20 protein-coding genes are annotated in these 25,569 nt (G+C 60.9%); 8 read left to right on the top strand and 12 right to left on the bottom strand.

Going from position 1 to position 25,569, the window contains the following annotated elements; genetic code table 11:
* Positions 1-236: 236 nt before the first annotated feature.
* The 5 genes from HFP54_RS11955 to HFP54_RS11935 form a co-directional block, all read right to left on the bottom strand.
* A complete protein-coding gene (locus tag HFP54_RS11955; RefSeq protein WP_168565309.1) occupies positions 237-1,856 on the bottom strand; it encodes a serine/threonine-protein kinase in 1,620 nt (539 codons plus the stop codon).
* A gap of 105 nt (positions 1,857-1,961) precedes the next feature.
* A complete protein-coding gene (gene larE, locus HFP54_RS11950; RefSeq protein ID WP_168565308.1) occupies positions 1,962-2,906 on the bottom strand; it encodes an ATP-dependent sacrificial sulfur transferase LarE in 945 nt (314 codons plus the stop codon).
* A 47-nt stretch (positions 2,907-2,953) separates the two neighbouring features.
* Positions 2,954-3,931: a class I SAM-dependent rRNA methyltransferase gene (locus HFP54_RS11945; RefSeq protein ID WP_168565307.1), complete on the bottom strand. Its 978-nt coding sequence runs from the start codon at positions 3,929-3,931 to the stop codon at positions 2,954-2,956.
* Positions 3,932-3,996: 65 nt separating this feature from the next.
* On the bottom strand, positions 3,997-5,088 hold the full coding sequence (locus HFP54_RS11940) for a DUF6655 family protein (protein WP_235951695.1): 1,092 nt from the start codon (positions 5,086-5,088) through the stop codon (positions 3,997-3,999).
* A 159-nt stretch (positions 5,089-5,247) separates the two neighbouring features.
* A complete protein-coding gene (locus tag HFP54_RS11935) occupies positions 5,248-6,369 on the bottom strand; it encodes a cysteine desulfurase family protein (RefSeq protein ID WP_146413980.1) in 1,122 nt (373 codons plus the stop codon).
* A 373-nt stretch (positions 6,370-6,742) separates the two neighbouring features.
* On the opposite strand from HFP54_RS11935, the gene HFP54_RS11930 reads away from it, so the two are divergent.
* Positions 6,743-7,915: a DUF1559 domain-containing protein gene (locus HFP54_RS11930; protein ID WP_168565306.1), complete on the top strand. Its 1,173-nt coding sequence runs from the start codon at positions 6,743-6,745 to the stop codon at positions 7,913-7,915.
* A gap of 899 nt (positions 7,916-8,814) precedes the next feature.
* Here HFP54_RS11930 and HFP54_RS11925 read toward each other — a convergent pair.
* From HFP54_RS11925 to HFP54_RS11910, 4 genes are all read right to left on the bottom strand, one after another.
* Positions 8,815-9,267 (bottom strand): hypothetical protein, encoded by a 453-nt coding sequence (locus HFP54_RS11925; RefSeq protein WP_168565305.1) that lies wholly within the window; start codon positions 9,265-9,267, stop codon positions 8,815-8,817.
* Positions 9,268-9,290: 23 nt separating this feature from the next.
* The gene (gene floA, locus HFP54_RS11920) at positions 9,291-10,439 is read right to left on the bottom strand and encodes a flotillin-like protein FloA (protein WP_261342629.1); all 1,149 of its coding nucleotides are present in this window, start codon (positions 10,437-10,439) and stop codon (positions 9,291-9,293) included.
* A 6-nt stretch (positions 10,440-10,445) separates the two neighbouring features.
* Entirely contained in the window at positions 10,446-11,006 is a 561-nt protein-coding gene (frr, locus tag HFP54_RS11915) for a ribosome recycling factor (protein WP_146413983.1), read from the bottom strand.
* Between the two features lie 564 nt (positions 11,007-11,570).
* Complete coding sequence (locus tag HFP54_RS11910; protein ID WP_146413984.1) at positions 11,571-12,611, bottom strand: Gfo/Idh/MocA family protein; 1,041 nt, start codon at positions 12,609-12,611, stop codon at positions 11,571-11,573.
* Positions 12,612-12,955: 344 nt separating this feature from the next.
* Between HFP54_RS11910 and mfd the strand changes: the two genes are divergently transcribed.
* The gene (gene mfd, locus HFP54_RS11905; RefSeq protein WP_390657352.1) at positions 12,956-16,153 is read left to right on the top strand and encodes a transcription-repair coupling factor; all 3,198 of its coding nucleotides are present in this window, start codon (positions 12,956-12,958) and stop codon (positions 16,151-16,153) included.
* Positions 16,154-16,200: 47 nt separating this feature from the next.
* On the opposite strand, the gene rsmA is transcribed toward mfd, so the two are convergent.
* Positions 16,201-17,124, bottom strand: coding sequence for a 16S rRNA (adenine(1518)-N(6)/adenine(1519)-N(6))-dimethyltransferase RsmA (rsmA, locus tag HFP54_RS11900; protein WP_235951694.1), 924 nt, complete (start codon positions 17,122-17,124; stop codon positions 16,201-16,203).
* Positions 17,125-17,181: 57 nt separating this feature from the next.
* Positions 17,182-17,808, bottom strand: a complete 627-nt coding sequence (locus HFP54_RS11895) for a riboflavin synthase (RefSeq protein WP_168565303.1) — start codon at positions 17,806-17,808, stop codon at positions 17,182-17,184.
* A 290-nt stretch (positions 17,809-18,098) separates the two neighbouring features.
* Here HFP54_RS11895 and eno point away from each other — a divergent pair, with 290 nt between their 5' ends.
* The 4 genes from eno (at position 18,099) to HFP54_RS11875 (ending at position 22,458) form a co-directional block, all read left to right on the top strand.
* Positions 18,099-19,385 (top strand): phosphopyruvate hydratase, encoded by a 1,287-nt coding sequence (gene eno / locus HFP54_RS11890; protein WP_145297057.1) that lies wholly within the window; start codon positions 18,099-18,101, stop codon positions 19,383-19,385.
* A 901-nt stretch (positions 19,386-20,286) separates the two neighbouring features.
* Complete coding sequence (locus tag HFP54_RS11885) at positions 20,287-20,880, top strand: hypothetical protein (protein ID WP_168565302.1); 594 nt, start codon at positions 20,287-20,289, stop codon at positions 20,878-20,880.
* Positions 20,881-20,891: 11 nt separating this feature from the next.
* The gene (gene tmk / locus HFP54_RS11880; RefSeq protein WP_168565301.1) at positions 20,892-21,497 is read left to right on the top strand and encodes a dTMP kinase; all 606 of its coding nucleotides are present in this window, start codon (positions 20,892-20,894) and stop codon (positions 21,495-21,497) included.
* A 157-nt stretch (positions 21,498-21,654) separates the two neighbouring features.
* Positions 21,655-22,458 carry a 3-keto-disaccharide hydrolase gene (locus HFP54_RS11875; protein ID WP_168565300.1) on the top strand — a complete coding sequence of 268 codons (804 nt, stop codon included), beginning with the start codon at positions 21,655-21,657 and terminating at the stop codon, positions 22,456-22,458.
* A gap of 24 nt (positions 22,459-22,482) precedes the next feature.
* Here the strand turns inward: HFP54_RS11875 and HFP54_RS11870 are convergent, their stop codons facing one another.
* A complete protein-coding gene (locus tag HFP54_RS11870; RefSeq protein WP_146413994.1) occupies positions 22,483-23,379 on the bottom strand; it encodes an HDOD domain-containing protein in 897 nt (298 codons plus the stop codon).
* Between the two features lie 430 nt (positions 23,380-23,809).
* Between HFP54_RS11870 and HFP54_RS11865 the strand changes: the two genes are divergently transcribed.
* The gene (locus HFP54_RS11865; protein ID WP_168565299.1) at positions 23,810-24,355 is read left to right on the top strand and encodes a hypothetical protein; all 546 of its coding nucleotides are present in this window, start codon (positions 23,810-23,812) and stop codon (positions 24,353-24,355) included.
* Positions 24,356-24,647: 292 nt separating this feature from the next.
* The gene (gene rpsB / locus HFP54_RS11860; protein WP_168565617.1) at positions 24,648-25,406 is read left to right on the top strand and encodes a 30S ribosomal protein S2; all 759 of its coding nucleotides are present in this window, start codon (positions 24,648-24,650) and stop codon (positions 25,404-25,406) included.
* Positions 25,407-25,569 lie beyond the last annotated feature (163 nt).

Raw genomic sequence — 25,569 nt, 5'->3', positions numbered from 1 at the left:
ACGTTTCCGCTGATCGCCGTCGATTCGCTGGCCCGGATCTGCACTGAGTCTCGATTCGGCTTACGCTTTGAAAATCGTCGTCTTTCGAACCACGAAAGCAGCGTAGAAGGATTGACGAGGCTTCGCCGCGAAGAGAAACGTGGTCCCGAAATTTGTTCGATTAGCAGCACGCAAAAGGTATCACCTGGATGACTGACGCTGCTTTCGGCGGAGCGAAAGGCGACTTTGGTCAAACCTTAGGTCTCGTCCAGGGTGACGCCGATTTCCATCATTTCGCGATCGCTGAACACGTCACCCAAGATGGAGGCCTGTTGAGGATTGCTGGATTTCAGCTTGCTGATTTGGTTGGTCAGCCGTTGACGCAGCGTGGCCAGACTGGTGCTGTCGCCGCGTGCTTTGGCGACCTGTGACCGCAAGATCAGCGCGGTCACCTGATAAATCCCACGCAAACTTGGGTCCGCCAGCATCTGGTCCAGCACCCGGTCGGCTTCGCGATACTGTTTTTGTTCGATCAAGTATCGGCCCAACTGGATCCGCGCACGGTTGGCGTATTCCTGGTTGGTCGCGTTCAATTCCGGTGGGAAATACTCCATCACCGCTTTCCACCCCGCGGCGTCGTTTCGTCGGACCGCTTCGATCCACTGGGCTTCGACCGATTCCGCTTGGACGACCTCGGTCGGGTTCAGCAAAGTCGCAACGTCCGGCCGCGGGCTTCGCGCCGCCATTGCGATACCAGCCACCGCGGCGACCAAAGGCAGCCCCACACAAGCGGCGATTCGCAACAACCGGCGTCGCTGTCGGCGTCGGGCCAGCGCCGATGCGCGCTGCAGCCGAGTCGTCGCGGCGACAGCCCCACCGGACCAGCCGCCGGATCCCTCGCCGGTTTCGCTGCGGATCACGTCCAGCATTTCTGACGCCGACTGGAACCGGTCCTCCGGCATCTTGCTGATCAGACGTCCGATCACCGTCACCAGCCAAGGCGGCAAGTCGTCGCTGCCGCGTGCCTTGTCGATCGGCGGCGGCGTTTCATGCAGGTGCATCACGGCCAGCGCCAACGGATCTTCCGCTTCGAACGGCGGTCGCCCGGTCAGCAAGTGGTACATCGTCACGCCCAGCGAATACAGGTCGCTGCGTGAATCGACTTGTCGCCCCTGGATCTGTTCGGGGCTCATGTAACGCGGCGTGCCCAGGGTCAGCCCGGCTTGGGTCAATTCCGCATGGCTGCGTCCCGGTTCGGGTCCCAGACGTGCGAGCCCGAAATCGGCGACTTTGATTTCACCTCGCGACGAATGCATGATGTTTTCGGGCTTGATGTCCCGGTGCGTGATCCCCGCTTCGGCCGCCACCTCCAACGCCTGGCCCACGGCCATCAAGACGCGAACGCCTTCGTCGGCGTCCAGCGGCCCACGTCGATCCAACTGCTCGCGCAAATTCGCGCCGTCGATCAGTTCCTGTGCGATGAAGTACTGGTCCTCCACCTGTTTGACGTCATAAACGCCGACGATGTTGGGATGATTCAACTTGGCCGCCGCGGTGGCTTCGCGGCGAAAGCGTTTGACGTACGCTTCGTCCATCGCGAACTGTTTCCGGAGCACTTTCAACGCCACGTCGCGATTCAGACTGAGCTGTTTCGCGGCGTAAACATCGGCCATGCCGCCGCGTCCCAGTTTGCGAAGGACCTGGTATTCGCCCAACCGGCATCCGACCAGGCTGGCCGAAGATTTGGACGGTTCAGCCGACGTCGCGCGCGGCCCGGCCTGTGTTTGACCGGGGTCGATCGGCGACGGATCGCCAGACGTTTCAATGGGTTCCGGCTGGCTGCCCTGATCTTCCGTGGGATCGTCGGCGGGATTCATGAAGACTTCTTCGACTAGGACGGAACGAGCAGCGAGAGAGTGGCAAATGGCGGGCCTTGTCGGCACGGCATGCGATCAACCGAACGGCGAATCCGTGACGGATGGCTAGGCGGACGCCGGCGGACGCGTCGACGCGGAAACGGTTGGGCTGACAGCGTCGGGTGAGCTGGCCACGTCGGCTGATCGGGCCGAATCAGGCAAAGGGATCTGAACCAACGCCTGGTTCAGATTACCGCTACGCAGCCCTGTCGGTTCGACCGTAACAAATTGAAACCCGATCTGGACTAGCTTTTTCGACATTTCATCCGCCAATTCGGTGCCGGCCAAGCGGGGCAATTCTGACCTCGGAACCTCCACCCGAGCCAGGCCACCGGGGTGCAGTCGAACCCTTAGGTCGGAAAACCCTTGTCCGCGCAACCAATCTTCGGCCGATTCCACCATCGCCAAACGTTCGGGCGTGACCGAAACACCGTACGCCAGCCGGCTAGCCAAGCACGGCGAAGCGGGCAAATCGGCGTTTTCCAGCCCGAAATGATCGGCAACCTGACGCACCATCGCCTTGCCGATCCCCAGATTCGCCAGCGGTGTGACAATGTCGTGGTCCCGGCCCGCTTGGATGCCCGGCCGGTAATCGCCCAAGTCGTCCGCATTGGTCCCCGACAAAATGGTCGCCCCACCCTGGGGTGCCATCGCGCGGCGGATGTGCCCCAACGAATCGTACAAGTTCGTCTTACAGTGAAAACAACGGCGGGCGTCGTTGCGGACGTAATCGGGATCGGCGATTTCCCCCGTTTCCACCCATTGATGATCGATGCCGATCTGTGCTGCGATGCGAACGGCCAAGTCGCGTTGCCAAGCCGGGACGCTGGGTGACACCGCGGTCACGGCGATCGCATCGGCGGTCGAACGATGCGCCGCGGCGGCCACCACGCTGCTGTCGACCCCGCCGGAAAATGCGACGATCACGTGCCCCAATTGCCCGATCCGCTGGACCAAGGCGTCCGCGGTCGCCTGGGTATCGCGATCGATGGTGTCCGTGGGGGCTGTCATTTGATTTTGGTGGTCATTCTGTGGGACGTTCACGCCGCTTTCGGTCGTCAGTTCGATTGGCCGGATTCGGCCGACGCTTCCGAGCCGCCCCGCGTGTCGACACGGACAAAAAATCCCGCATCCAATCGTCGCCCCTGCTGATCCGTTAATTGTGACCTTCCCGTCCGGATCATGCCACTGTCATAGCCGTGTCGGATCAAAAAGTCCTTCACCGCATGCTGGTCCACTTGGGGTGAATGCCCCGTGATCAACAAACGATGCCCGGCGGGCTGGGCCAGTTGTAAACAATGATCCAACAAAGGCCACAGATCACGTTCGATTCGCCACGCCTTGCCGCCCGGTGCGTGACCATACGCCGGCGGATCCAAAACGATCGTGTGATAGTGCCGGCCACGCCTGACTTCACGTGCGGCAAACTTCGCGGCATCGTCGACCAAGTATCGGATCGGCCAATCCGTCAAACCATTGACCGCCGCGGCCCGACGCGCGGTCGCCACGTTGGGCTTGGCCGCATCCACATGAGCCACCGCAAACCCGGCAGTCGCCAACGCCATCGTCGACGCGCCGGTGTAGGCAAACAGGTTCAGCGCGGCCGGACGATCGCCCGCCACCTCCGGTGCATCCGTGTGTTCACGGCCTTCCGTTTCCGACAACTCGTTGCACCGGAGAGGATCAGGCGACATCAGCCATTGCCAATTGTCTTGCTGTTCGGGGAACAGGCCGATGTGCCCAAACGGCGTCGGTGCTACGGGCATTTCGAAACGACCACAATCGGCCAGCAAATCATCAGGCCACGGTCGATGATGCTTCCACTTTCGGCGGCCCAGATCAAACACCGATTCGGCGTTGCCCCAAGCGTCGGGGTCGGCCGGGCGGACCCCTTCGGCTGCCGGGGACGGACGATCCAGCCAGCGGCCGGCAACACGCTCCAATTTTCGGCCACGCCCGAAGTCGATCAATCGGTAGGAACCGATGCGTTGATTCAAAGTGTTGTTGATCGGTGAAAGGGAAACGGGCGTCATCATTGGATCACGGGCCGGATCGTCACGCCGACGCCGCAGAAACAGACTAGACGAATCGGCGAAACAGATCAGCCGCCGGTCGGTCCGGCCTGAATGACTTGCCCACGACGCGGACGAACGGTCGGCTCCGAAGCCCCCGACGGCGGCTTGGGTTGATCGCCAGGCCCCGCTTTTTTCGCCGACTTGGCGGGCGCATTCGACGTCGCCCCACCGGATGACTTGCCCGACTTCGCGTTCGCTGTTTTTTCGGCAGGCGTTTTTTCAGACGGCGACTTGGCCGAAACCATCTTCACCATCGCCTCCTTTTCCGCGGCCTCAATTGGCTCCGCTTTGGACGCATCACCAGCGATCATTTCCACCCCACTGTGATTGGGGTCCAGCGCGGGCCAACCGTCGTCAAAGCGGACTTCGGCGGTGTAGTCCACCGGAGGCCGATCAAACATCTCCGGACCAGCCCCTTTGTGGTGGCGTCTGCCGAAACGGATCAGCTTGCTGCCGGCCAGCTTCGTGTCGTCGCGGATCGTGCCACTTTGGAACGGACCGACGCCCAGCACCCAAGTGTCTCGTGCGGTCGCCGAGGATTGTCGGATTCCAGATTGCCACACCGCTTTGCGGGTCTTGCGATCGTACGCAAAGGCGGCAATCTTCGCCGCCCCCTCGCGGGCTTCGCGTCGCGCGACGCTGATTTCGGGCAGCGTCGGAACCGCCGGCGCACTGGACACCAACGACGCGGCGCTGGACAGCACATTGTTTTCCGGAACCCCGTACGTCATCCGATGATCGTCGGATCCCAGGGTCCCGATGCGGGCTTCGATGATCAAGTCCGCTTCGTTGGCCGAATCCTGCATCAGACAGCCTGCCGCAACGATCTGCTGACGCAGCGAACTGGTGACATAGTCGGCGTTGACGAAATCGGCCCCTTTGACCGACCGCAAATAGCTGGTGTCCAGATAGACTTTTTGTCCGCTGAGCGGCCGGAAATCGATGGTCGATACGCTGCGATCGACGGCGTCGCTGAGGACCAGTTGTTCCGTCGCCTGGTAATCACGGGTGGTGCCGCATCCGAACGTTGCGACGGTCAGGATGCCGAAAATCCACCAGCCAAGCCGACCGCCACGGCGATCAGGGTTGCAAGTTCGACGTCGTCGAAAGGTGGACATGCCAATGCGAATTCGGGCGGGAAATGCAATCTGGGGAAGGAAGGTATGGTCCGAAATAGAAGATTCGCCCGTTCGCAGCAAGACCTGTGCAGGGCCGCAGACTCTGCCCCCGTCTGCATGTCATCGCGTCCACCTGTCATCCCGCCCACCTGCCCGGCCTTAAGCCGCACAGGTGTCGGCCGCTTCGGCCAACAAATCCACCGCGCGGTCGATTTGGTCGCGGCTGGTCGTCCACCCCAGACTGATCCTCAGCGTCCGGTTGACCTCGCTATCGCTGCACCCAATGGCTTTCAAAGCTCGAGTCATCTCGTCGGGCGGCGATTCGCTACGTGCGGTCGCGATGACCAGTGTCCGAGCGATCCTCTGGACCGCTTTGGCGTTGGCATTCAGCTGGACCGACACCGTGTTGGGCAACCGTTCGGCGTCTTCGGCAACCACCGACATCACGTCCGGCATCGCCGATTGCAGCCCCGCGACGAACCGATCACGGAGCTCCGACAGGTTATTCGCCGCGTCGACACAGCATCGGGCGGCTAAATTCGAAGCGGCTCCCAGCCCAATCAGCGACGGGATATTCTCGCTGCCCGGACGCAGTCCCATTTCTCGCGGATCGCCGAACATCATCGGGGAAAGGTCCAGCCCACGGCGGACATACAACGCCCCGACCCCCTTGGGCCCGTACATCCGGTGCCCCGAGATGGAGACGGTGTCGGCCCGCAACTGGACAACATCGACCGGCATTTTTCCGAAAGCTTGGACGCCGTCGCAGTGCAGCGGGACACCATGATTGTGACATCGATCGGCGATTTCGCGGACCGACTGGACGACGCCGGTGGTCGCATTGGCCAGTTGCACACAAACCAGCCGCGTTTGGCCTGGTCGAATTCGCTGCTGCACCTCGTCCGGGTCGACCCAGCCGCTGCCGTCACAGGGCACCACTTCGACGTCCCATCCGCGTTGTTCCAGCTTTTCGCTGGTCATCGTCACGGCGTCATGTTCCACCGCGCTGATCAGCAAGTGTCCCGCCGGATGATCGCCGGCGACGCCCAAAACACCCAAATTATTGGCTTCGGTGCCGCCGCTGGTGAAAACGACCTCAAACGGATCACATCCGGCCAAAATCGCGACACATTCACGAGCGTGCTCGACCGCCTCCCCGACCGCTTGGGCCTGCGGATGCTCCTGGCCCGGCAACATGAAATGCTCGGCCCAAAAGGGCTGCATCGCTTCCAAAACCGACGGCGCGATGGGCGTGGTCCGGTTGAAATCCAGGTAAATCAAATCAGTGAACAGATCAGCAAGGTGCGCGGCAGAGATGAAAAAGGCCGGCCAATGGCGAATGTTTGCGAGACCTTCATGCGTTCCTCAGGTTAATTACTTCACAAGACGCATTCATGGGGTCGGTGTGTCAGGTTTGGCCGGATTCGGCAAGATCTGACGGCTCAGGGCGTGATGATCCGCAGTGTCGTCATTTCGATCAAGCTCGGAGCGATCAAATCGACGAATCGCCAGAAATCCTTAAGGGATTGATGGAGGGCAATATTTGCACCCAAAGGCGATATCGGTGATAATGCTGGCAGAGCTCGACGATACGGCAGGTCCGGATTCGGCGCTCGCCTCTTTCCTCGCCCCTTCTCTTGCTGGAAGCGCCCCCATGAACCTTAAACGCACCGGATTTACCCTGGTGGAACTGCTGGTGGTGATCACCATCATCGGCGTCTTGGCCGGCCTGTTGCTGCCCGCCGTCCAATCGGCCCGTGAAGCCGCCCGTCTGGCCCAATGCGGAAACCAGGTCAAAAACTTGGCTCTCGCCGCGATCCAATACGAAAACAACAAGGGCGAAATGCCCGGCTGGTGCATGAAGTTCGGTGACTTCGCCGGCGGCGTGAACCCCAGTGATCCGGATGCGGGCGCCAGCCCGGCCCACCAAAAGGTCGGCACTTGGGCGGTCGGCTTGTTGCCTTACCTGGACGGCCAACCGATTTATGAAGTGTGGAACGAGGACAAGTACCCGGTCATTGGTCCCGGCAGCCCCGAAAACCCGTCGTCCACCGGCGAATCGGGCGAAGGTTACACCGCCAGCGCGGCCCCGAACCTGCCGATTTTCCAGTGCCCCAGCAGTCCCGTCATCGTGGGCGACCTGGGCCGTAACAGCTACATCAGCAACAACGGTTTCCATCCCCAAGACCTGCAAGGCAACTTCGTCAACGTCGCGCACACCAATGCCAACGGCCCGGCGGCGACCTTCGCCAGCTCGCAAGAGCGTGCCAACGGCGTCTTCACCAACAAGTTTGCCGGCGCGACCAACGCCGCCACCGGCGACCGTGTCCGCATGGACGACTTCAAGGATGGTGCGGGAAACACGGTTCTGTTCAGCGAAAATCTGCAAGCGATGCCCTGGCACCGTGCCGGCTTGATGGGCCAAACCGATCTGACCAACGCAAGCTTGGAATACGACCCGTTCAGCCGATACACCAACGGCATGGTGTACTGGTATGCGGATGATAACCCGACCAATTTCCCGGGTGCGATCTCGCTGAACGGTGCCAATTCGATCTTGAAGATCAACGGCGGCGATCAAAGCGGCGACAAGTTCAACATCGAAATGCCGAAAGTTCGCAACGCTCAAAACCTGATCCGCGCCGCCCAACTGGCTCGCCCCTCATCGGCTCACGTCGACGGCGTTCAGATGGGATTTGCCGACGGTACCGTACGATTCATCGCCGAAGGCATCGACTATCGCGTCTATCAGGCCTACATGACGACTCGCGGCAAGAGCAGCGACGTGCCGTTCAACGAGTTCATTCCGAGGGGACAATCCCTGTAGGGTTTGCGACCTTTCCCGCCAAACGACGATCCCTTTCGGTCCACCGACCGAAAGGGATTTTTTTTGTGAGCCACAAGGCGCTAGACGCGGGTTTGGGATGTTCCGCCAACAAGGCCCGGCGCCTACACATCCAGCCCAACACCACCTTCACCCTCCCGCTCCGCGGGAGGGTCGGAATCGAGGAACGAGATTCCGGGGAGGGCTTTGCCAGCACGCTACTTTCGGCGGAGCGAAAGGCGACGTTGTGAGCCGCAAGGCGCTAGCCGCGGGTTTGGGATGTTTCGCCAGCAAGGCCCGACGCCTACACATCCAGCCCAACACCAACTTCACCCTCCCGCTCCGCGGGAGGGTCGGAATCGAGGAACGAGATTCCGGGGAGGGCTTTGCCAGCACGCTACTTTCGGCGGAGCGAAAGGCGACGTTGTGAGCCGCAGGGCGCTAGCCGCAGGTTTGGGATGTTTCGCCAACAAGGCCCGACGCCTACAAATCCAGCCAAGCACCAACTTCACCCTCCCGCTCCGCGGGAGGGTCGGAATCGAGGAACGAGATTCCGGGGAGGGTTCTTCCAAGACTCGCGCCCTCCCCTCGCTAAGGCTCGACCCTCCCGGAGGGAGGGTGAACAGGCAGGCAGATTCAACCCAACACCACCTTCACCCTGCCGAACGCTACTTTCGGCGGAGCGAAAGGCGACTTTCTGAGCCGCAAGGCGCTAGCCGCGGGTTTGGGCTGTTTCGCCAACAAGGCCCGTTGCCTACAAATCCAGCCCAGCACCAACTTCACCCTCCCGCTCCGCGGGAGGGTCGGAATCGAGGAACGAGATTCCGGGGAGGGCTTTGCCAGCACGCTACTTTCGGCGGAGCGAATGGCGACTTTGGCGAACGCGTGTTGGGGCGGATTGTCTACCAACGGTGTTCGGGGCGATCCAAGATCTCGCGTAGCAAAATCGCTTGACGCATGCCCTGCGGCGAACGCAGCATCGCCATCAGCTGCTCCGGATCCAGCACTTCGCCCTCACCGATGGAATTGCTGGAGGTGTCGACGACGCTGGACGACTTTTTGGCCCGCTTGGCCGTCTCCGCAGCGATCTTCTCCGCCCGTTTCTTGGCCTGTTCGATCCGACGTCGGCGTTCCTGATACTGCTGCTGATCCGACGGCGTCTCCACAACCTCGCCCACGATCACTTCGTCGACCAAATCCGAATCATCCAGTTCGCGGATCTGGCGTTCGCGGCGACTGTCGGTGTACTCCGGCGCGGACCGTGTGGGACGCGTGTTGGCGTTTTGCGCGGCCGCCGCTTTGGCTTGCCGTTTCGCCGCGGCGCGTTTCAGAAAGTCTTCCAGGTCACCGGCCATCGGACATCCCCTTGGCGGTCAGCCTATTTGTACTGCTCGGGCGTTTCCCGTTGTCCGCCGCCGGCGATGGCTTTACGCATTTCCGTGTCGGCGTTGACGTTTTGCAGTTTGTAGTAATCCAAAATATTCAGCTTGCCGGTTCGAAACGCGTCGGCCATCGCTTCGGGTACGGCAGCCTGGGATTCGACGACTTTGGCCCGGCTTTCTTCGATCTTCGCCTGCATTTCCTGTTCTTCGGCCACCGCAGCGGCACGTTTACTTTCGGCGTTGGCGCGGGCGACCTGTGTGTCGGCTTCCGCCTGGTCGGCTTGCAAACGAGCCCCGATGTTGGCCCCAACATCGATGTCGGCGATATCGATCGAGACGATTTCGAACGCCGTTTGGCTGTCCAATCGCTTGGCCAACACGGCTTTACTGATCACGTCGGGGTTTTCCAACACTTTCTTGTGCGACGCGGCGCTACCGATCGCGCTGACGATGCCTTCGCCCACCCGTGCGATGATGGTTTCTTCCGTCGCACCACCGATCAACTGTTGCAAGTTGGCCCGCACGGTCACCCGTGCTTTGACCTTCAGCTGAATCCCATCCTTGGCGACCGCGTCCAGTGACGGCTTGGCGGCACCGCGGGGCGGACAGTCGATGACTTTGGGATACACACTGGTCTGAACCGATTCCAACACGTCACGGCCGGCCAAGTCGATCGCAGTGGCTTCGCGGAACGTCAGCGATATCGTTTTCGCTTTCCGAGCGGCCACCAATGCACGCACGACTTGTTGGACGTTACCGCCGGCCAAGTAATGAGCCTCGATCGCCTCGGTCGACATTTCCGGATCATCCAATCCGGCCTGGGTCGCCATGATCTTGCTGCGGACGATCGACCGCGGATTGACCTTTCGAAAGGTCATCCCGATCAAGTTCCACATTGACACGCCGGCCCCGGTCAACTGGGACTGGATCCACAGACCGAAGTAGCTGGCGAAGACAAACAAGGTCACCATGAAGATGACAAACAGGACCAGGGCACCGATCAGGGCGCCGCGGGTCAAATTGTTGACTTGGGCCAGTTCGAACAGAACGGCTTGCGAGGGCACAATCGATGCCACGTCGAAACCGGGGATCGCGGCAAGCGAGCGGGTCACAGATGGCGAAACGGTTTCCAGCGGCATCAACACGGTGAGTTAATCCTCAAGGACTTCGGATTCGCGGGCTTTGGCCAAGTCGTTGACTTGAGCCTCGTACTTCTTGGTCAGCTCCTGGACGTCATCTTTCAGCTTGTCACGATCGTCCTCGGTCATGACCTTATCCTTTTCGCCCTGATCAGCCGCTTTGTTGGCATCACGGCGAATATTTCGGATCGAAATCTTGGCTTCTTCGGCCAACTCTTTGATCCGAGAGACCATTTTCTTGCGGACTTCGGTCGACAACGGCGGGACGTTCAACCGCACGACGCGGCCGTCGCTTTGCGGATTCAGGCCCAGTTCGCCCGCGACGATCGCTTTTTCGATTTCTTTGATCGTCCCGGCATCGTAGGGACGGATCAAGATCTGCTGTGGCTCGGGAACACCGATCGACGCCAACTGCTTCAATGGCGTTTGCGAACCGTACACCTCGACCTTCAGCGAATCGACCAAGCCAGGGGTGGCCCGGCCGGTGCGAATGCCCGAAAGGTTGTTGCCCAGCACGGAGACCGCCTTTTCCATGCGTTCTTCGGCGTCCATCAAAATCTCGTCGGTGCTCATCGTTTCTCAGTCGTCTTCCTGTGGTGGGGGCTTCCTGGGGCGTTCCGTGCATTGGCAGCGGATCGTCAATATATCCCATTGTGCCGCCGGCTTGGGATCCGCCCGCGGAGATCAAACGCACACTTTCGCAGACACTCAAGCTGTCAACAAGCGAGCAACCCCAAGCGAAGTTGCGGCACCATCGCCTGCCCAGGCCCAGTCAGATCGGCGTGCGAGATCGGCAGGAGGCGAGCGCTACTTTCGGCGGAGCGAAAGGCGACTTTGTGAGCCGCAGGGCGCTAGCCGCGGGTTTGGGATGTTTCGGCAACTGGCCTGAACCCGATTCGGCGAGCGCTACTTTCGGCGGAGCGAAAGGCGACTTTGTGAGCCGCAAGGCGCTAGCCGCGGGTTTGGGCTGTTTCGCCAGCAAGGCCCGACGCCTAGACATCCAGCCCAGCACCAACTTCACCCTCCCGCACCGCGGGAGGGTCGGAATCGAGGAACGAGATTCCGGGGAGGGTGATTCCGAGCGCTACTTTCGGCGGAGCGAAAGGCGACTTTGTGGGCTATCGTCTGGACGGTCGCTTACAGCTTGACGCGTTGACCGGACTGAGCCGATTCGTAGATCGCGCGGATCACTTCGACGCTGCGACGACCTTCGTGCCCGCTGATCGACGGCATCCGGTTCTCTGCGATCGACGCCGCCAATTCTTCATAGACCTTCGTGTGTCCCTTGTGGTCGATCGCCGATGGGTCGGCCGCACCGCCGCCGGATTCGGTTTTGCCTTGCATTGAATCACGGATCTGACGGTCCGCGTCGGTTTCGTCCGCAAAGTCCCACTGGATCAGGTCTTCTTCTTCCAACACGGCCGATCCGTTGCTGCCGGCGATTTCAATCCGCTTCAGCGCACCGGGATACGCCGTCGTGGTGGCTTCGATCACGCCCAAGGCCCCCGACTTGAACTTCAACGTGGCGACCGCGACGTCTTCCACTTCGATTCGTTCGTGTGTCAGTGTGCCGGTCATCGCGCTGATTTCTTCGACGTCGCCCATCAGCCAGACCAACAAGTCGACACTGTGGATGGCTTGGTTCATCAACGCGCCGCCACCGTCCAGCGCCCACGTGCCACGCCAAGCGCCGCTGTCGTAATACTCTTGGCTGCGGAACCACTTCACATAAGCGTCGCCCATGGTAACGGTCCCGAATCGGCCATCTTCCACGGCTTTTTTCATCAGCAGACTGGACTGATGAAAACGACTTTGGAAGGTCACGACTAACTTGGTGCCGGCCTTTTCGCACGCTTGAATGATTTGGTCGCAGCGTTCGGTGGTGATCTCCAGCGGCTTTTCAACGATCACGTGCTTGCCCGCCGCGGCGGCCGCAAGGGCCGGGTCCAAGTGCGCGCCGCTGGGCGTGCAGACCGCGACCGCATCGACGGTGGGATCGTCCAACATGGCTTCGATCGAACCGTGTCCGTTACAGCCGTATTTTTCGGCGAACGCCGTGGCGGCTTCGGGAATGCGATCACACACGGCCGCCAGGTGACAGCCCGCCGCGTCGGCGATGGCTTTGGCGTGAAAGTTGGAGATCATTCCGGCGCCGACGATTCCGATTCCGATACTCATGTTTTGGGCAGGCAGTTCATTGGGGACCAAGGGGATGGGGAAGAATTGCGACACCACATCGCGGGGTGCCGATGTGCGGTCGCCGACCGTCGACCAGGGGGCCGATTTCAACGAAGCCGCATCTTTCGGGTGTCACATCTTGCCCGCACACGATACTTTTTTTTGTCCCGCACGACACCCAGTGCGTGCCTTTCCGTCCCCTGCTCAAGCGACGCGATCGTTTGACCGCAGCAAAGAAAACCAGCCGCCGCGGAAAATCCACCAGCCGTCGCAAGCCGGTGACCATCCGCCAACTGTCCGACCTGCCCGCGTTGATCGACGACGCGGCGGGCGTCAGCGCGCGCATGCGCGGGCTGAAACCGGACCAGCCGCTGGGCTTCGGCGGCGTTTGGGGCGGCATCCGCGCGTTGCTGGCCGCGGCGATCGCCCGCAGCACGCCTCACATCCTGATGCTGCTGCCCCAAGCGGCCGACGCCGAAATCGTGGCCACCGACGCCCGGTCATTCGGACTGACCGATGCGGTCGCGCTGCCGCTGTCGGCCGGCGACGGCAGCGGTGCGACGATCCGCGACGTCGACTTTGCCGATCGGCTGCAGGTCCTGCAGCGTCTTCGTTCGCGGGACGCCGATTCGCCAGAACCGTTGCTGGTCACCGCGTTCATCGGCGCGGCGATCCAGAAAGTTCCGACGCCACAAAAACTGGCCGACAGCACTCGCACACTAAAAGTCGGACAGACGCTTGCACCGGAGGACGTGCGGGCTTGGCTGGCCGAAGCGGGCTTTGCCGGCACCACCGCGGTCCAGTTCCCCGGCGAATTTGCCACCCGCGGCGGCTTGCTGGACATCTATTCGCCCGACCAGCCGTTGCCGATTCGTGTGGAATGGTTCGGTGACGAAATCGAATCCATCCGCACGTTTGATCTGTCCAGCCAGCGAAGCATCGAATCGGTCACCGAAATCGAACTGGCCGCGATCGGTGCATCAACGGCTGACCCGCTGGACGAAACGCCCGCGATGCCGCCCGAACAACAGGGCCCGATCAGCGATTACTTGCCCACCGACACCGTGGTTGTGGTCGTCGATCCACAAGGATGCGCGTCATCGGCCGACGCACTGCTGCGGCGTGTGGTCGATCCGTCACGGTTCGTGACGATGGATGATCTGATCGCGTCGATGACCAGCCACCGTGTGGTCACGGCCGACGATTTCCCCGAAGCGACCGGCGATGATCTGGTGTCACTGGACACCGCATCGGCCGACAGCTTTGCCAGCGAGCTTTCGGAAACCCAAAAGAAGGTCGACACGATCGCAGCGGATCATCACGTGATCGTCGTCGGTGACACGCCCGCCGACGGACAACGGCTGACGGAATTGCTACAGCCCACTCGCGCCGCCGCCGAAGGCCGGTTGCACATGACGGTGGCGGATCTGTCCGGCGGCTTTCGGTTACCGTCGGCCGGCGCGTTGGTGCTGACCGGCGCCGAACTGTTTCACCGCAGCCCCGTGCGTCGTGGCAAGACGCGGGCACGTGGCAAGCCGATCCAGAATTTCTTGCAACTGCAAGTCGGCGATCTAGTCGTGCACCTGTCCCACGGGATCGGTCTGTATCGCGGGCTGCGACAGATCGAAAAGAACGGCCAGCACGTCGAACACCTGACCATCGAATACGACGGCGGGACAAAGATCTACGTGCCGGCGTCACGGATCGGTCTGGTCCAAAAATACATCGGCGGATCGAAGACCCGACCACGGCTGGCCAAAATCGGCGGCCAAGCCTGGGCGAACCATCGCAAGGCTGCCGAATCGGCGGTCACCGACATGGCCGCCGAGCTGATCGAGATGCAGGCCCAGCGTCAGGCCCGCCGCGGGATCAGTTTCGCCCCCGACAACACCTGGCAACAACAATTCGACGCCAGCTTTCCTTACACCGAAACGCCCGACCAGTTGGCCGCGATCGAAGCGATCAAGGACGACATGGAAAGCGCCCGGCCGATGGACCGCCTGATCTGTGGCGACGTCGGCTTTGGCAAAACGGAAGTCGCGATGCGAGCGGCATTCAAGGCCGTCACGTCGGGATACCAAGTCGCCGTGTTGGTGCCGACCACCGTGCTGGCCGAACAGCACTACAACACCTTCCGCGAGCGGATGGCGGAGTTTCCGATTGAAATTGCCAAGCTGTCGCGGTTCGTTTCGCCCGCCGACACCCGCGCGACGGTCAAGCGGATCGCCAGCGGTGAAGCCGACATCATCGTGGGCACCCACCGCATCGCGGGCAAAGACGTCCGCTTTGCCAACTTGGGGCTGGTGATCGTTGACGAAGAGCAACGTTTCGGCGTCGAAGTCAAAGAACGTCTGAAAAATCACCGCAACAACGTCGACGTACTGACTTTGTCCGCCACCCCGATCCCGCGGACGTTGCACATGGCACTGGTCGGTGTGCGAGACATCAGCAACTTGGAAACGCCGCCGGCCGAACGGATGAGTGTTGAAACGAAGGTCACCCGCTGGGACGACAAGATGGTCCGCAGCGCGATGGTTCGCGAACTGAACCGCGGCGGCCAAATGTTCTTCGTTCACAACCGCATCGGCGACATGCACGAGCTGGCCGACCGGTTGCGCGACATTGTACCGGAGCTTCGCATCGGGATCGGCCACGGTCAGATGGGCGAAGGCGAATTGGAACAAGTGATGATCGACTTTATCGATCACAAGTTCGACTTGTTGCTGGCCACCACGATCGTTGAAAGCGGGATCGACATCGCCAATGCCAACACGATGTTCATTGACGAAGGCGACAAGTATGGGCTGAGCGATCTGCACCAATTGCGTGGTCGCGTCGGGCGATACAAACACCAAGCGTACTGTTACCTGTTGGTCAGCCGCCGGAAACACCTCAGCCCCGAAGCCAGCAAACGTCTGCGGGCGATCGAAGATTACAGCCAAATGGGCGCCGGGTTCGCCATCGCGATGCGAGACTTGGAAATCCGCGGCGCCGGCAATCTGCTGGGCAGCCAACAAAGCGGTCACATCGCCGCGGTGGGTTACGAACTGTATTGCCACCTGTTGGAAGACGCCGTTCGGCAAGCCCAAAAGTTGCCGCCGAAGTTGTCGGCCGACGTGGACATTGATTTGCCGGTCGAAGCGTATTTGCCCGATGAATACGTGCCCGATCTGCGTCACAAGATCGACTTGTACCGCCGCATGGCCAAGATCGACAACGTCGCGAAAATCAACGAAATCAAAGAAGAATTGGTCGACCGGTTCGGACCGATCCCTCAGCCCGCCGAGCGGATGTTACAGCTGGTCGAACTACGTCTGGACGCCGCCGCGTGGCAAATCCATTCGGTGACCAGTGACGCACGCTTCATCGTTTTGCACTATGGAAACCGCCGACAAGTTGAACAATTGGCCGAACGTTCGCCCGTCCCGGTTCGCATTGTCGATCAACGCAAGGCGTACATCCCGACCAAAGATTTCGACATGAGCGATCGGTCGGGAAAAGCGTGGCTGCAACTGGCCCGCGCGGTGTTGTTCAACGGATAGACGCCGACGCCATATCGCGGACAACTTGGCGATGCGTCACCAGACGCTCAAACGTTTTCTGACTTGGCGTCTTCGGCAACGCGGATCGCTTCGACCAGCCGCACGATCTCGGGCACGGCCATCGCTTCGGCACGTGCCGTTTCGTCGTGGCCCAGATCGGCCAACACTTGGTCGACGTCCGCCTTTTCCAGCCGGCCTTTCATCGCGCTGACGACGACGCTGCGCAAAAACTTGCGGCGATGGAAGAACAACGCTCGCGTGGTGTCGTGAAAGTATCGCAGGTCTTCGAAGCTTTCGTAGCGATCTCGATCCAAGTCCAACCGCAAGATTGCCGAGTGGACTTTGGGGCGCGGCCAGAACACCTTGGGCGACAGCACACGCACCAACGTCGGATCACTGATCGCTTGCAACCACACCGACAGCGCGCCGTAATCCTTGGTCGACGGCACCGCCATGATGCGATCGGCCAATTCTTTTTGAATCGTCACGACGATCCGATCCGGCGGCGGCGTTTCCAACATCAGGTTGCTGATGATCGGCGTCGCCACGTTGTACGGCAGGTTGGCGACCAGCATGAACCGCGCATTTTCGCCCAGCTGTGACATCGCTTGGCGGACGTTCAACATGATTTCGTCGCGCAGCGTGTTCTTGTTCTTCAGCGCGTCGCCATGGATCAGTTTGACGTTTGTCCGATCCGCCAATTCTTCGCCGGCCAGTTCGAACAAGTGATTGTCGATCTCCACCGACAACACCGCACCGGCACGGTCGGCAAGTCGCTGGGTCAGCGATCCCACGCCGGTGCCGATTTCCAGCGCCACGTCATCCTTGGTCAATTCGGCCGAATTGGCGATCAGGTCGACCAAGTTCAAATCGATCAAGAAGTTCTGGCCGAAACGGCTCAGCGGTTTCAAGCCGGCCGCGGTCAGACGGCGTGACAGATAGGTGGCGGTTTGACGCGACGGTTCGGACAAGAAATTCGTTCCGGGGTTTGAAGGGGTTTCGCAGACGCTTTTTCGTTGGTCCGTCGATCAATCGGATGATTCGCCGGGGACATCGGGACCTTTGACGCCGGTGATCAGACTGCGTTGGACGTACTTGGCCAACACGTCGCTTTCCAAGTTCACTTTGTCGCCCACGTTTCGAAAGCCCAACGTGGTGACTTCCAGAGTGTGTGGGATCAGTGCGACGGTGAACGAATCGGGGTCCGCGTCGACCACGGTTAGGCTGACGCCGTCGATCGCGATGCTGCCTTTGTCGGCGATTTGCGAGGACAGTTTTTTCGACACGCCGAATCTTAAAAAAGCCCACGGCGGGTCTTCGCGACGATCCAGCAACGTGCCCAATTCGTCCACGTGACCTGTGACATAGTGTCCTCCCAAGCGATCACCGACCGCCAGGGCGCGTTCCAGGTTGACTCGGCTGCCGACTTCCTGGGTGCCCAGGTTGGTTCGCGACAGGGTTTCTTCGCCTGCCTCGAATCCCAGCACGCCACCGTCGATGGCGACAACGGTCAAACAACAACCATTGATCGCGACGCTATCGCCGATCGCCGCCCCTTTGGCCAATTCACCGGCGTCGATCGAAAACAGTTTCCCTGGCGGCTGGTCGGTGATTTTTGCAATGCGGCCCAGCGATTCGACGATCCCGGTAAACATCGATTGGATTCCCTAACTGCGTGTGAAGGCTGGTCGGATGGGGCGGGGACGGAGCGTGGCGAAACCGCTCGGCAGTGCGTCTGGGGCACATTCGGGCGTTTCGTCGGGTGTTCATCCGCAGTCGGATTGGACAGAATGCCGCCGCCCAAGACAACGAGGGCCGGCGCGGAAATGTGCCACCTGCGTCGATCGACGCGGCGGCCCAGCGAACGCGACGCAATCGTGTCGAACTGACCAAACCATTTCACGGATTTTCCACTCCATCCCGCATCAAAATACGCGAGGCATCCATGACTCTGATCGAAGCCATCCACGCACGGCAAATTCTGGACAGCCGCGGCAACCCGACCGTCGAATGTGACGTCATGTTGGAAGACGGTGCCGTCGGCCGTGCCGCAGTGCCCAGCGGTGCCAGCACCGGTGTCCACGAAGCCTGGGAATTGCGTGACGGCGACAAGTCGTTCTTCATGGGCAAGGGCGTTTCGCAAGCGGTTGAAAACGTTAACACCACGATCGCCGAAGCCCTGCAAGGCATGGACGCGACCGATCAAGCCGCCGTCGACCATCGCATGTTGGAACTGGACGGCACGCCGAACAAGAAAAACTTGGGCGCCAACGCGATCCTGGGTGTTTCGCTGGCCGTCGCCCACGCCGCCGCTTCGTCGACCGACCAACAACTGTATCGCTACCTGGGCGGTGCCGGCGCCCGCATGTTGCCCGCCCCGATGATGAACATCATCAATGGTGGTGAACACGCCGACAACAGCGTCGACGTTCAAGAGTTCATGGTCATGCCGCTGGGCTTTGACCGCTTCAGCGACGCGCTTCGTTGCGGCACGGAGATCTTCCACAACCTGAAGAAGGTCTTGTCGGGCAAGGGTTACAACACCGCCGTGGGTGACGAAGGCGGTTTCGCACCGGACTTGAAGAGCAACCAAGAAGCTCTGGACGTCATCATGCAAGCGATTGACCAAGCGGGCTACAAAGCCGGCGAACAGGTCTGGATCGCCTTGGATGCCGCGTCGACCGAGTTCTATGACGCCGATGCCAAGCAATACTCGATCGATGGCAAAAAGCTGTCGGGCGACGAAATGGTCGACTTCTTGGCCGACTGGTGCAGCAAGTACCCGATCTGCAGCATCGAAGACGGTTGCAGCGAAGACGACTGGGAAACCTGGAAGAAGCTGACCGACAAGATCGGCGACAAGGTTCAATTGGTCGGCGACGATTTGTTCGTCACCAACGTCGAACGTCTGCAACGCGGGATCGACGAAGGCATCGGCAACAGCATCCTGATCAAGGTCAACCAGATCGGAACGCTGACCGAAACCATCGACGCGATCCACTTGGCCGGCCGCAACGGTTACACCTCGGTGACCAGCCACCGCAGTGGTGAAACCGAAGATTCGACCATCGCCGACTTGGCCGTCGCTCTGTCGACCGGACAAATCAAGACCGGTTCGGCCAGCCGTAGTGACCGGATGGCGAAGTACAACCAGTTGCTTCGTATCGAAGAAGCCTTGGGCGATCACGCCCTGTACGGTGGACCGCTTTTCGCTGCCAAGCTGAAGGGCTAGGGCCACTGACCTAAGCCGCTCGGCCAAGCGGTGCACTTCACCCTCCCGCCTCGCGGGAGGGTCGGAATCGAGGAACGAGATTCCGGGGAGGGTGCCCCGGACGCGACTTTCGCGGAGCGAAAGGCGACTTTGTGAGCCGCAAGGCGCTAGCCGCGGGTACCGCTGTTTCGGCAATGCACCCGACGCTGGCATGTTCGGCCAACATCTGCACTTCACCCTCCCGCCTCGCGGGAGGGTCGGAATCGAGGAACGAGATTCCGGGGAGGGTGTTTCCGGACGCGACTTTCGCGGAGCGAAAGGCGACTTTGTGAGCCGCAAGGCGCTAGCCGCGGGTACCGCTGTATCGGCAATGCACCCGACGCTGGCATGTTCGGCCAACACCTGCACTTCACCCTCCCGCCTCGCGGGAGGGTCGGAATCGAGGAACGAGATTCCGGGGAGGGTGTTTCCGAACACTACTTTCGCAGAGCGAAAGCCGACTTTGTGAGCCGCAAGGCGCTAGCCGCGGGTTCCGCGGTTTCGGCAATGCACCCGACGCTGGCATGTTCGGCCAACACCTGCACTTCACCCTCCTGCCTCGCGGGAGGGTCGGAATCGAGGAACGAGATTCCGGGGAGGGTGTTTCCGGACGCGACTTTCGCGGAGCGAAAGGCGACTTTGTGAGCCGCAAGGCGCTAGCCGCGGGTACCGCCGTTTCGGCAATGCACCCGACGCTGGCATGTTCGGCCAACATCTGCACTTCACCCTCCCGCTTTTGCGGGAGGGTCGGAATCGAGGAACGAGATTCCGGGGAGGGTGTTTCCGAACGCGACTTTCGCGGAGCGAAAGGCGACGATGGGCGATCCGTTACGATACAGGCACCTGATGTCTGAACGCTTCTCTTTTCCCGCGTCGACTGCCGATGTATCAAACGCTTGCCGAACGCCCTTTGATGACGATGGCGATGCTGGGCATCATCGTCGCCGCTTGCGTCGCCGCCTGGCTGAAGACCGGACGCCGTGACGTATTGATTGCCGCCATCATTGGTGCCTGCTTGATACCGGCGGCCGGCTACCTGGCCGACGTCTTGGTCACCGACCGTGAACGGATCGAACAAATCGTTTACGAAGTCGCCGAGGCGGTGGAGAACAATGACGTCGACACCGCCGTGTCTTACCTTCGCAGCGAGTCGCTACGGCGCCGCGCCGCCGATGAATTGTCGCGGTATCGCTTCAGCATGGCGCGAGTCAATCAATTGCGCCGGGTCGACCTGATCAAAAACAGCTTTCCACCGGAGGCCGAGGTCGAACTGTCGGTCAAAGTCGACGTCAGCGAACGCAGCGGCGCATTGCAAAACGTTCGTGTCGTCCGCCGATTGGTCTTAAAATTCGTCAAGGTCGGTGACGGTGACGACGGCAACGGTGACTGGAAAGTCATCGATTACGCTCATTTCCCGATCACGGGAGGTGCGGATTCCTATTCCACCCAATTCTCCGGTGCAAACGCCGGTTACTAGCCACATCGCCTATGTTCATCACTCTTGACGGCATCGACGGTGTCGGTAAATCCACCCAGATCGCCCGCTTGGCAGAACACCTGACATCGCTGGGACAGGACGTGTTGACCGTGCGTGATCCCGGCAGCACGGACGTCGGTTCCAAGTTGCGATCGTTGCTGTTGGACAGCGATCTGACCATGCACCGGCGGACCGAAGCGATGCTGTTCATGGCCAGCCGATGTGAAATGGTGGAAACCATCATCCGCCCCGCTCTGGACGCCGGACGTTGGGTGATCAGCGACCGTTTTTTGCTATCCACGGTGGTCTATCAAAGTGTCGGCGGTGATGTTCCGCCCGATCTGCTGTGGAAACTGGGCGAAGCCGCCAACGATTGGCTGTGCCCCGATGTGACGATCCTGTTGGACATGCCCGCCGAAGCATCGATGCGGCGACTCGATCGACCCGCCGACCGCATGGAATCACGCGGGTTGGATTACCTGGAAACCGTCCGGCAAGCGTTCCTGGATCAACTTCCCCACAGCAGCCCTCGCAATGTCGTCATCGACGCCGATCGTGATATCGACGCGGTGACCGAAGACGTGCTGGCACTCTTTGCGTCCCGAGCGTCAACCTGATCGAAAATCGCGTCAGTTCGGACAACGTTTGGACGAATCGATAAGGCGACGAACGAATCGACGCACCCGGCCTTGGTTCACTTCATCCAGCCCATCGGGATGTCACAATAGCGTCATCGCAATGATGTTTCCTTCGTTCGACGCATGAGATTTTTTCGTGGCATTGTCGGTACCGATCACGCGTGGCTTGTCCGGCGTCATGCTGGGCCTGCTGTTTTATTCCGCATTCCCTGGCATCGGCACTCCCGCGTCGGCGGACGACGGTGATTGGCAATCGCTGTTCGACGGAAAAACGCTGTCCGGATGGCACGTCCGATGTCGTCCCGAAGACAACGACAAACGTGGTTATTGGCGGGTCGAAGACGGGGTGATCGTGGCTGAGGGTAAATCACCCGACCGGCATCACTACATCTGGTTGTTGACCGACCAAGAATACGACGACTTTGAATTGAAACTGAAAGTCCAGACATATGCCGGCAACAAAGGCAACAGCGGCGTACAAGTCCGCAGTCGCTATGACGACGAAGCATTCTGGCTGGACGGTCCCCAGGTCGACATACACCCGGCCGGTCCATGGCGCAGCGGCTTCATCTACGACGAAACCCGCAGCCGCAAAGTCTGGTTGTGGCCCGACGTCGGACGTCCGGCCAACGCCAAACCCGAACATGCCCCCGAGGGCTGGACATGGCAACACGCGGGCGATTCCGACCACTGGAACGACATCCGGATCGTGTGCCGGGGGACTCAGGTGCAATCCTTTGTCAACGGAGTCGCGGTCGCTGATTTGGACGGACACGGCATCCTGGACGACGACGATCACCGACGCCTCGACGTCGGCATGAAAGGCCACATCGGCCTACAAATCCATCCCGGCCAAACAATCCACCTCCGCTTCAAAGACATCCACATCCGACCAATAAGGGGTCAGGCCTCTTTTCCTTCTCCCGTGCCGCCAAATTGACCGCGCGAGGGGGCGGAATGGGGGCTAGGCCGAGACGAATTCGACCAGAGTCATCTTCGGCGTCGGCAGCTTCAACAGCGGGGCGAACTCCGCGGTCGACTCATCGACCTCGGTCAACAAAGCCTCCAGTGCATCCAGGTCCAGGTCGCACAACCGATTGAAACCGGCGTGGAAAAGCTCGAATTCGGTCCACGCTTCGTCGGTGCACGACGGCAACATCGAAGCCAACGCCACGCAAGCTGCGGGCAATCGCGATTCGCCACCACCGAGCAATTCGTCCAGTTCCGTGTGCTGGCCGATCAGATCGACAAAGTCTTCGGGCAGATTCCAACGCTTGGCCAGCATTGCCGCGGCCTCGGCGTGGTCCCAGCCGAACATCTCACGCTCCAGGCCACTCAGCCGACGGCCTTCGGCGACGCGTCGTTCGACCAGCGTTTCGTACTGCGCCGGCAATTCCTTCAACAACAGCGGGATCGCCATGTCCTGCAACAGCGCACCGGCGAACAATTCCTCCGCGTTGGCCAGCTTCAACGTGCGGCCTAGTTTGCGGGCGAACACGGCGCGGCGGAGCGAATCTTGCCACAAGCCTTTCAGATCGAACGGGCCGAATTTCGGGTTCGGAATGACGCTGAACACAGCATTCCAGAGTGCAAAGTTCGTGATCGCTCGGGTGCCCACCAAGGTCAACGCTTGTTGGATGCTGGTGATTTCGCGGCTGAACCCGAAGTATGACGAATTGACGAACTTCAAGACCTGCCCCATCAGTCCCGGGTCGGCTTCGATCGGCCGAGCGAATTCGGGCGGTCCCGCATCGCTGCGTTGGGAAAGCTGAAGCAACCGGATCGCACTGGTGGGCAGCGCGGGCAGCAGATCGCTGCGGAAAACTTCTTCAAGCGACGTGTTCTGGGTGGCGGTCGACATTCGGCAAAGGTCCGTGACTTGAAGTACCCCGAAAGGACGGGCTGATCGTCCGATTGACAACGACGGTTTCGGCGCGGCGCGAACCGTCGATGAAAACCTAGGTCACATCCGTGCGACGCGTTGTCCTAGCGACGACAGCTTTGCCGAATCGAACGCCCGCCGGTTCGGGTCATAGCGGTTTTCGTGCCGCCGGATCAGCAACGGCCGCTCCTTCGGGTACACCACCGGCGACCTGAATCGCGTCGCGATGCAGCCACCGTTGTCGCTTCGGTGCAACATGACGGTGTTGCGTCCGCACAACATCACTTTGGGCGCCGATCCAGTGCGGGATTCACCGCCAATGACGTAAACGCTTGCTCAGAAGAGACTTCCGTTACCGCCCAGGCCCTGCGGCGGCGATTCCGGCCTGAGTCGTGCAAGCACGCTTGGCATGATCCGTCTGACCGTGACCGCCGACGACCGCCAATGGATGAAACGTCGACTGCTGCGCAGCGTCCGATGCTGTGGGCTGATGGCGATCCTGTCGATCGCGGCACAATTCGGCAATGTTCCTCCCGCACCGCAGGCCCAAGCGGAAGCCGAAAACGCCGTCGCATCCGTCCCTGGCCAATCACTGGATGCCCCGGCGATGCCAATCCATGCCCCGGCGATGCCGCCACAGACCGGCGACACGGCGGATTTATCCAGCCCGCACAGCGTGCCGCCGGTGGGTTGGCGTCGGACCAATCGGGGATGGGAACGTGCGGAAGACTGGGCTTGGCAATACGGCGCCGTCGCCGCCAAGGACCGAACCTTGGATCAGTGGATCGATCACCAGGAACAGGCCGAACCCGGCTGGATCGCCAAGCCGATGGCCTGGCTGCGTGGCATTCCGCCGCTGGGGATCGCCGCCCTTCAAATCATCGCGGTCTATCTGATTTATCGTCAGTGTCCCAGTTCGGTGGAGCGGCGAAGTCCGCAGCGTCCCGCAGCTTGAGCCGCCGGTCAAAACCAGCCCCAAAGGCCGGTCGCCAATCGCTGGAAATGCCCGTGGCGGAGCGCCGATCCGGCGCCCTTGACCGTTTGGCAAGCGTCGGGCTACGCTTCCGCCTCGTCTTTTTGCACTTTGCCTCTATTTTTCGCAGCAATCGGGACGAAGGACGTACGACGTCCTGGACCCCGCACGGCCGATTTTGGCGGCCGGCGGACGCGGTCTGGAACCCGCTGTGAAAGGCTGAATCCCCGGAGAAATCCCTTTGTCGACTGCTTCCAATAAATTCGTCCAAGACATGATCGAAGCCGGTGTCCACTTCGGTCACCGCACCAGCCTTTGGAACCCGAAGATGGCACCGTACATCTTCGGCCGCAAGAACCAGATCCACGTGCTGGATATCCGCGAAACCCTGCGTGGTTTGCTGCGGGCCAAGAAATACCTGAGCCAAGTCGCCGCCGGCGGCAGCCTGATCCTGTTCGTCGGTACCAAACGTCAAGCCGGCGAAGCGATCGAAAGCGAATCGCTGCGTTGCGGCATGCCGTTCGTCAGCGAACGTTGGTTGGGTGGCACGTTGACGAATTTCCGTACCATCCGCAGCCGACTTGGCCGCTTGGAAGAACTGGAAGCCCTGCGTAGCAGCGACGACATCAACAACTACAGCAAGAAGATGCAGTCGTCGCTGACCCGCGAGTACCGCAAGATGTACCGCAACCTGAACGGCTTGCGGACCATGAACCGCTTGCCCGAAGCGATGTTCATTGTCGACCCCGGCAAGGAACGCAACGCGGTCCGCGAAGCCAAGCGTTTGGGCATCACCACGGTCGCCCTGATCGATACCGACAGCGATCCGTCGCAAATCGATTTGCCGATCCCCGGCAACGATGACGGGATCCGCAGCATCGAATTGATCCTGCACCAACTGGCCGACGCGGTGAACCAAGGCAAGGGCCACGCACAAACCGAAGCCGCCACCTCCGGCCAAGCTCAACCGGCTGCCGAAGCACAGCCTGCTGCTGCCGCCGCACCGGCCCCCGAAGCCACCCCGGAATCGTAAGCCAGCGGCTCGCCCGATCCCATCGGCTGGCCGGCCAGGGTTTTGCCCCGTCCGAAACGATGGTCTGAACCCCGCCGGTCGGCGAGACGTCCTTTTTGAAACACCGCCACGATACCGACGCTCCGCGCTTTGACGTGAACGCCGAAGGAGTCCGTCCAGACAC

Source organism: Crateriforma spongiae, assembly GCF_012290005.1.
GTDB classification, from domain to species: domain Bacteria; phylum Planctomycetota; class Planctomycetia; order Pirellulales; family Pirellulaceae; genus Crateriforma; species Crateriforma spongiae.
The sequence above is the reverse complement of the archived record's forward strand: the minus strand, read 5'-3'. Positions and strand labels throughout refer to the sequence as shown.

Excerpts from the sequence above, each read along its gene's own strand:
- HFP54_RS11955 (WP_168565309.1), bottom strand. The coding sequence starts at position 1,856 with ATGAATCCCGCCGACGATCCCACGGAAGATCAGGGCAGCCAGCCGGAA.
- larE (WP_168565308.1), bottom strand. The coding sequence starts at position 2,906 with ATGACAGCCCCCACGGACACCATCGATCGCGATACCCAGGCGACCGCG.
- HFP54_RS11945 (WP_168565307.1), bottom strand. The coding sequence starts at position 3,931 with ATGATGACGCCCGTTTCCCTTTCACCGATCAACAACACTTTGAATCAA.
- HFP54_RS11940 (WP_235951695.1), bottom strand. The coding sequence starts at position 5,088 with ATGTCCACCTTTCGACGACGTCGAACTTGCAACCCTGATCGCCGTGGC.
- HFP54_RS11930 (WP_168565306.1), top strand. The coding sequence starts at position 6,743 with ATGAACCTTAAACGCACCGGATTTACCCTGGTGGAACTGCTGGTGGTG.
- HFP54_RS11925 (WP_168565305.1), bottom strand. The coding sequence starts at position 9,267 with ATGGCCGGTGACCTGGAAGACTTTCTGAAACGCGCCGCGGCGAAACGG.
- frr (WP_146413983.1), bottom strand. The coding sequence starts at position 11,006 with ATGAGCACCGACGAGATTTTGATGGACGCCGAAGAACGCATGGAAAAG.
- HFP54_RS11910 (WP_146413984.1), bottom strand. The coding sequence starts at position 12,611 with ATGAGTATCGGAATCGGAATCGTCGGCGCCGGAATGATCTCCAACTTT.
- mfd (WP_390657352.1), top strand. The coding sequence starts at position 12,956 with ATGCGCGGGCTGAAACCGGACCAGCCGCTGGGCTTCGGCGGCGTTTGG.
- HFP54_RS11895 (WP_168565303.1), bottom strand. The coding sequence starts at position 17,808 with ATGTTTACCGGGATCGTCGAATCGCTGGGCCGCATTGCAAAAATCACC.
- eno (WP_145297057.1), top strand. The coding sequence starts at position 18,099 with ATGACTCTGATCGAAGCCATCCACGCACGGCAAATTCTGGACAGCCGC.
- HFP54_RS11885 (WP_168565302.1), top strand. The coding sequence starts at position 20,287 with ATGTATCAAACGCTTGCCGAACGCCCTTTGATGACGATGGCGATGCTG.
- tmk (WP_168565301.1), top strand. The coding sequence starts at position 20,892 with ATGTTCATCACTCTTGACGGCATCGACGGTGTCGGTAAATCCACCCAG.
- HFP54_RS11870 (WP_146413994.1), bottom strand. The coding sequence starts at position 23,379 with ATGTCGACCGCCACCCAGAACACGTCGCTTGAAGAAGTTTTCCGCAGC.
- HFP54_RS11865 (WP_168565299.1), top strand. The coding sequence starts at position 23,810 with ATGATCCGTCTGACCGTGACCGCCGACGACCGCCAATGGATGAAACGT.
- rpsB (WP_168565617.1), top strand. The coding sequence starts at position 24,648 with ATGATCGAAGCCGGTGTCCACTTCGGTCACCGCACCAGCCTTTGGAAC.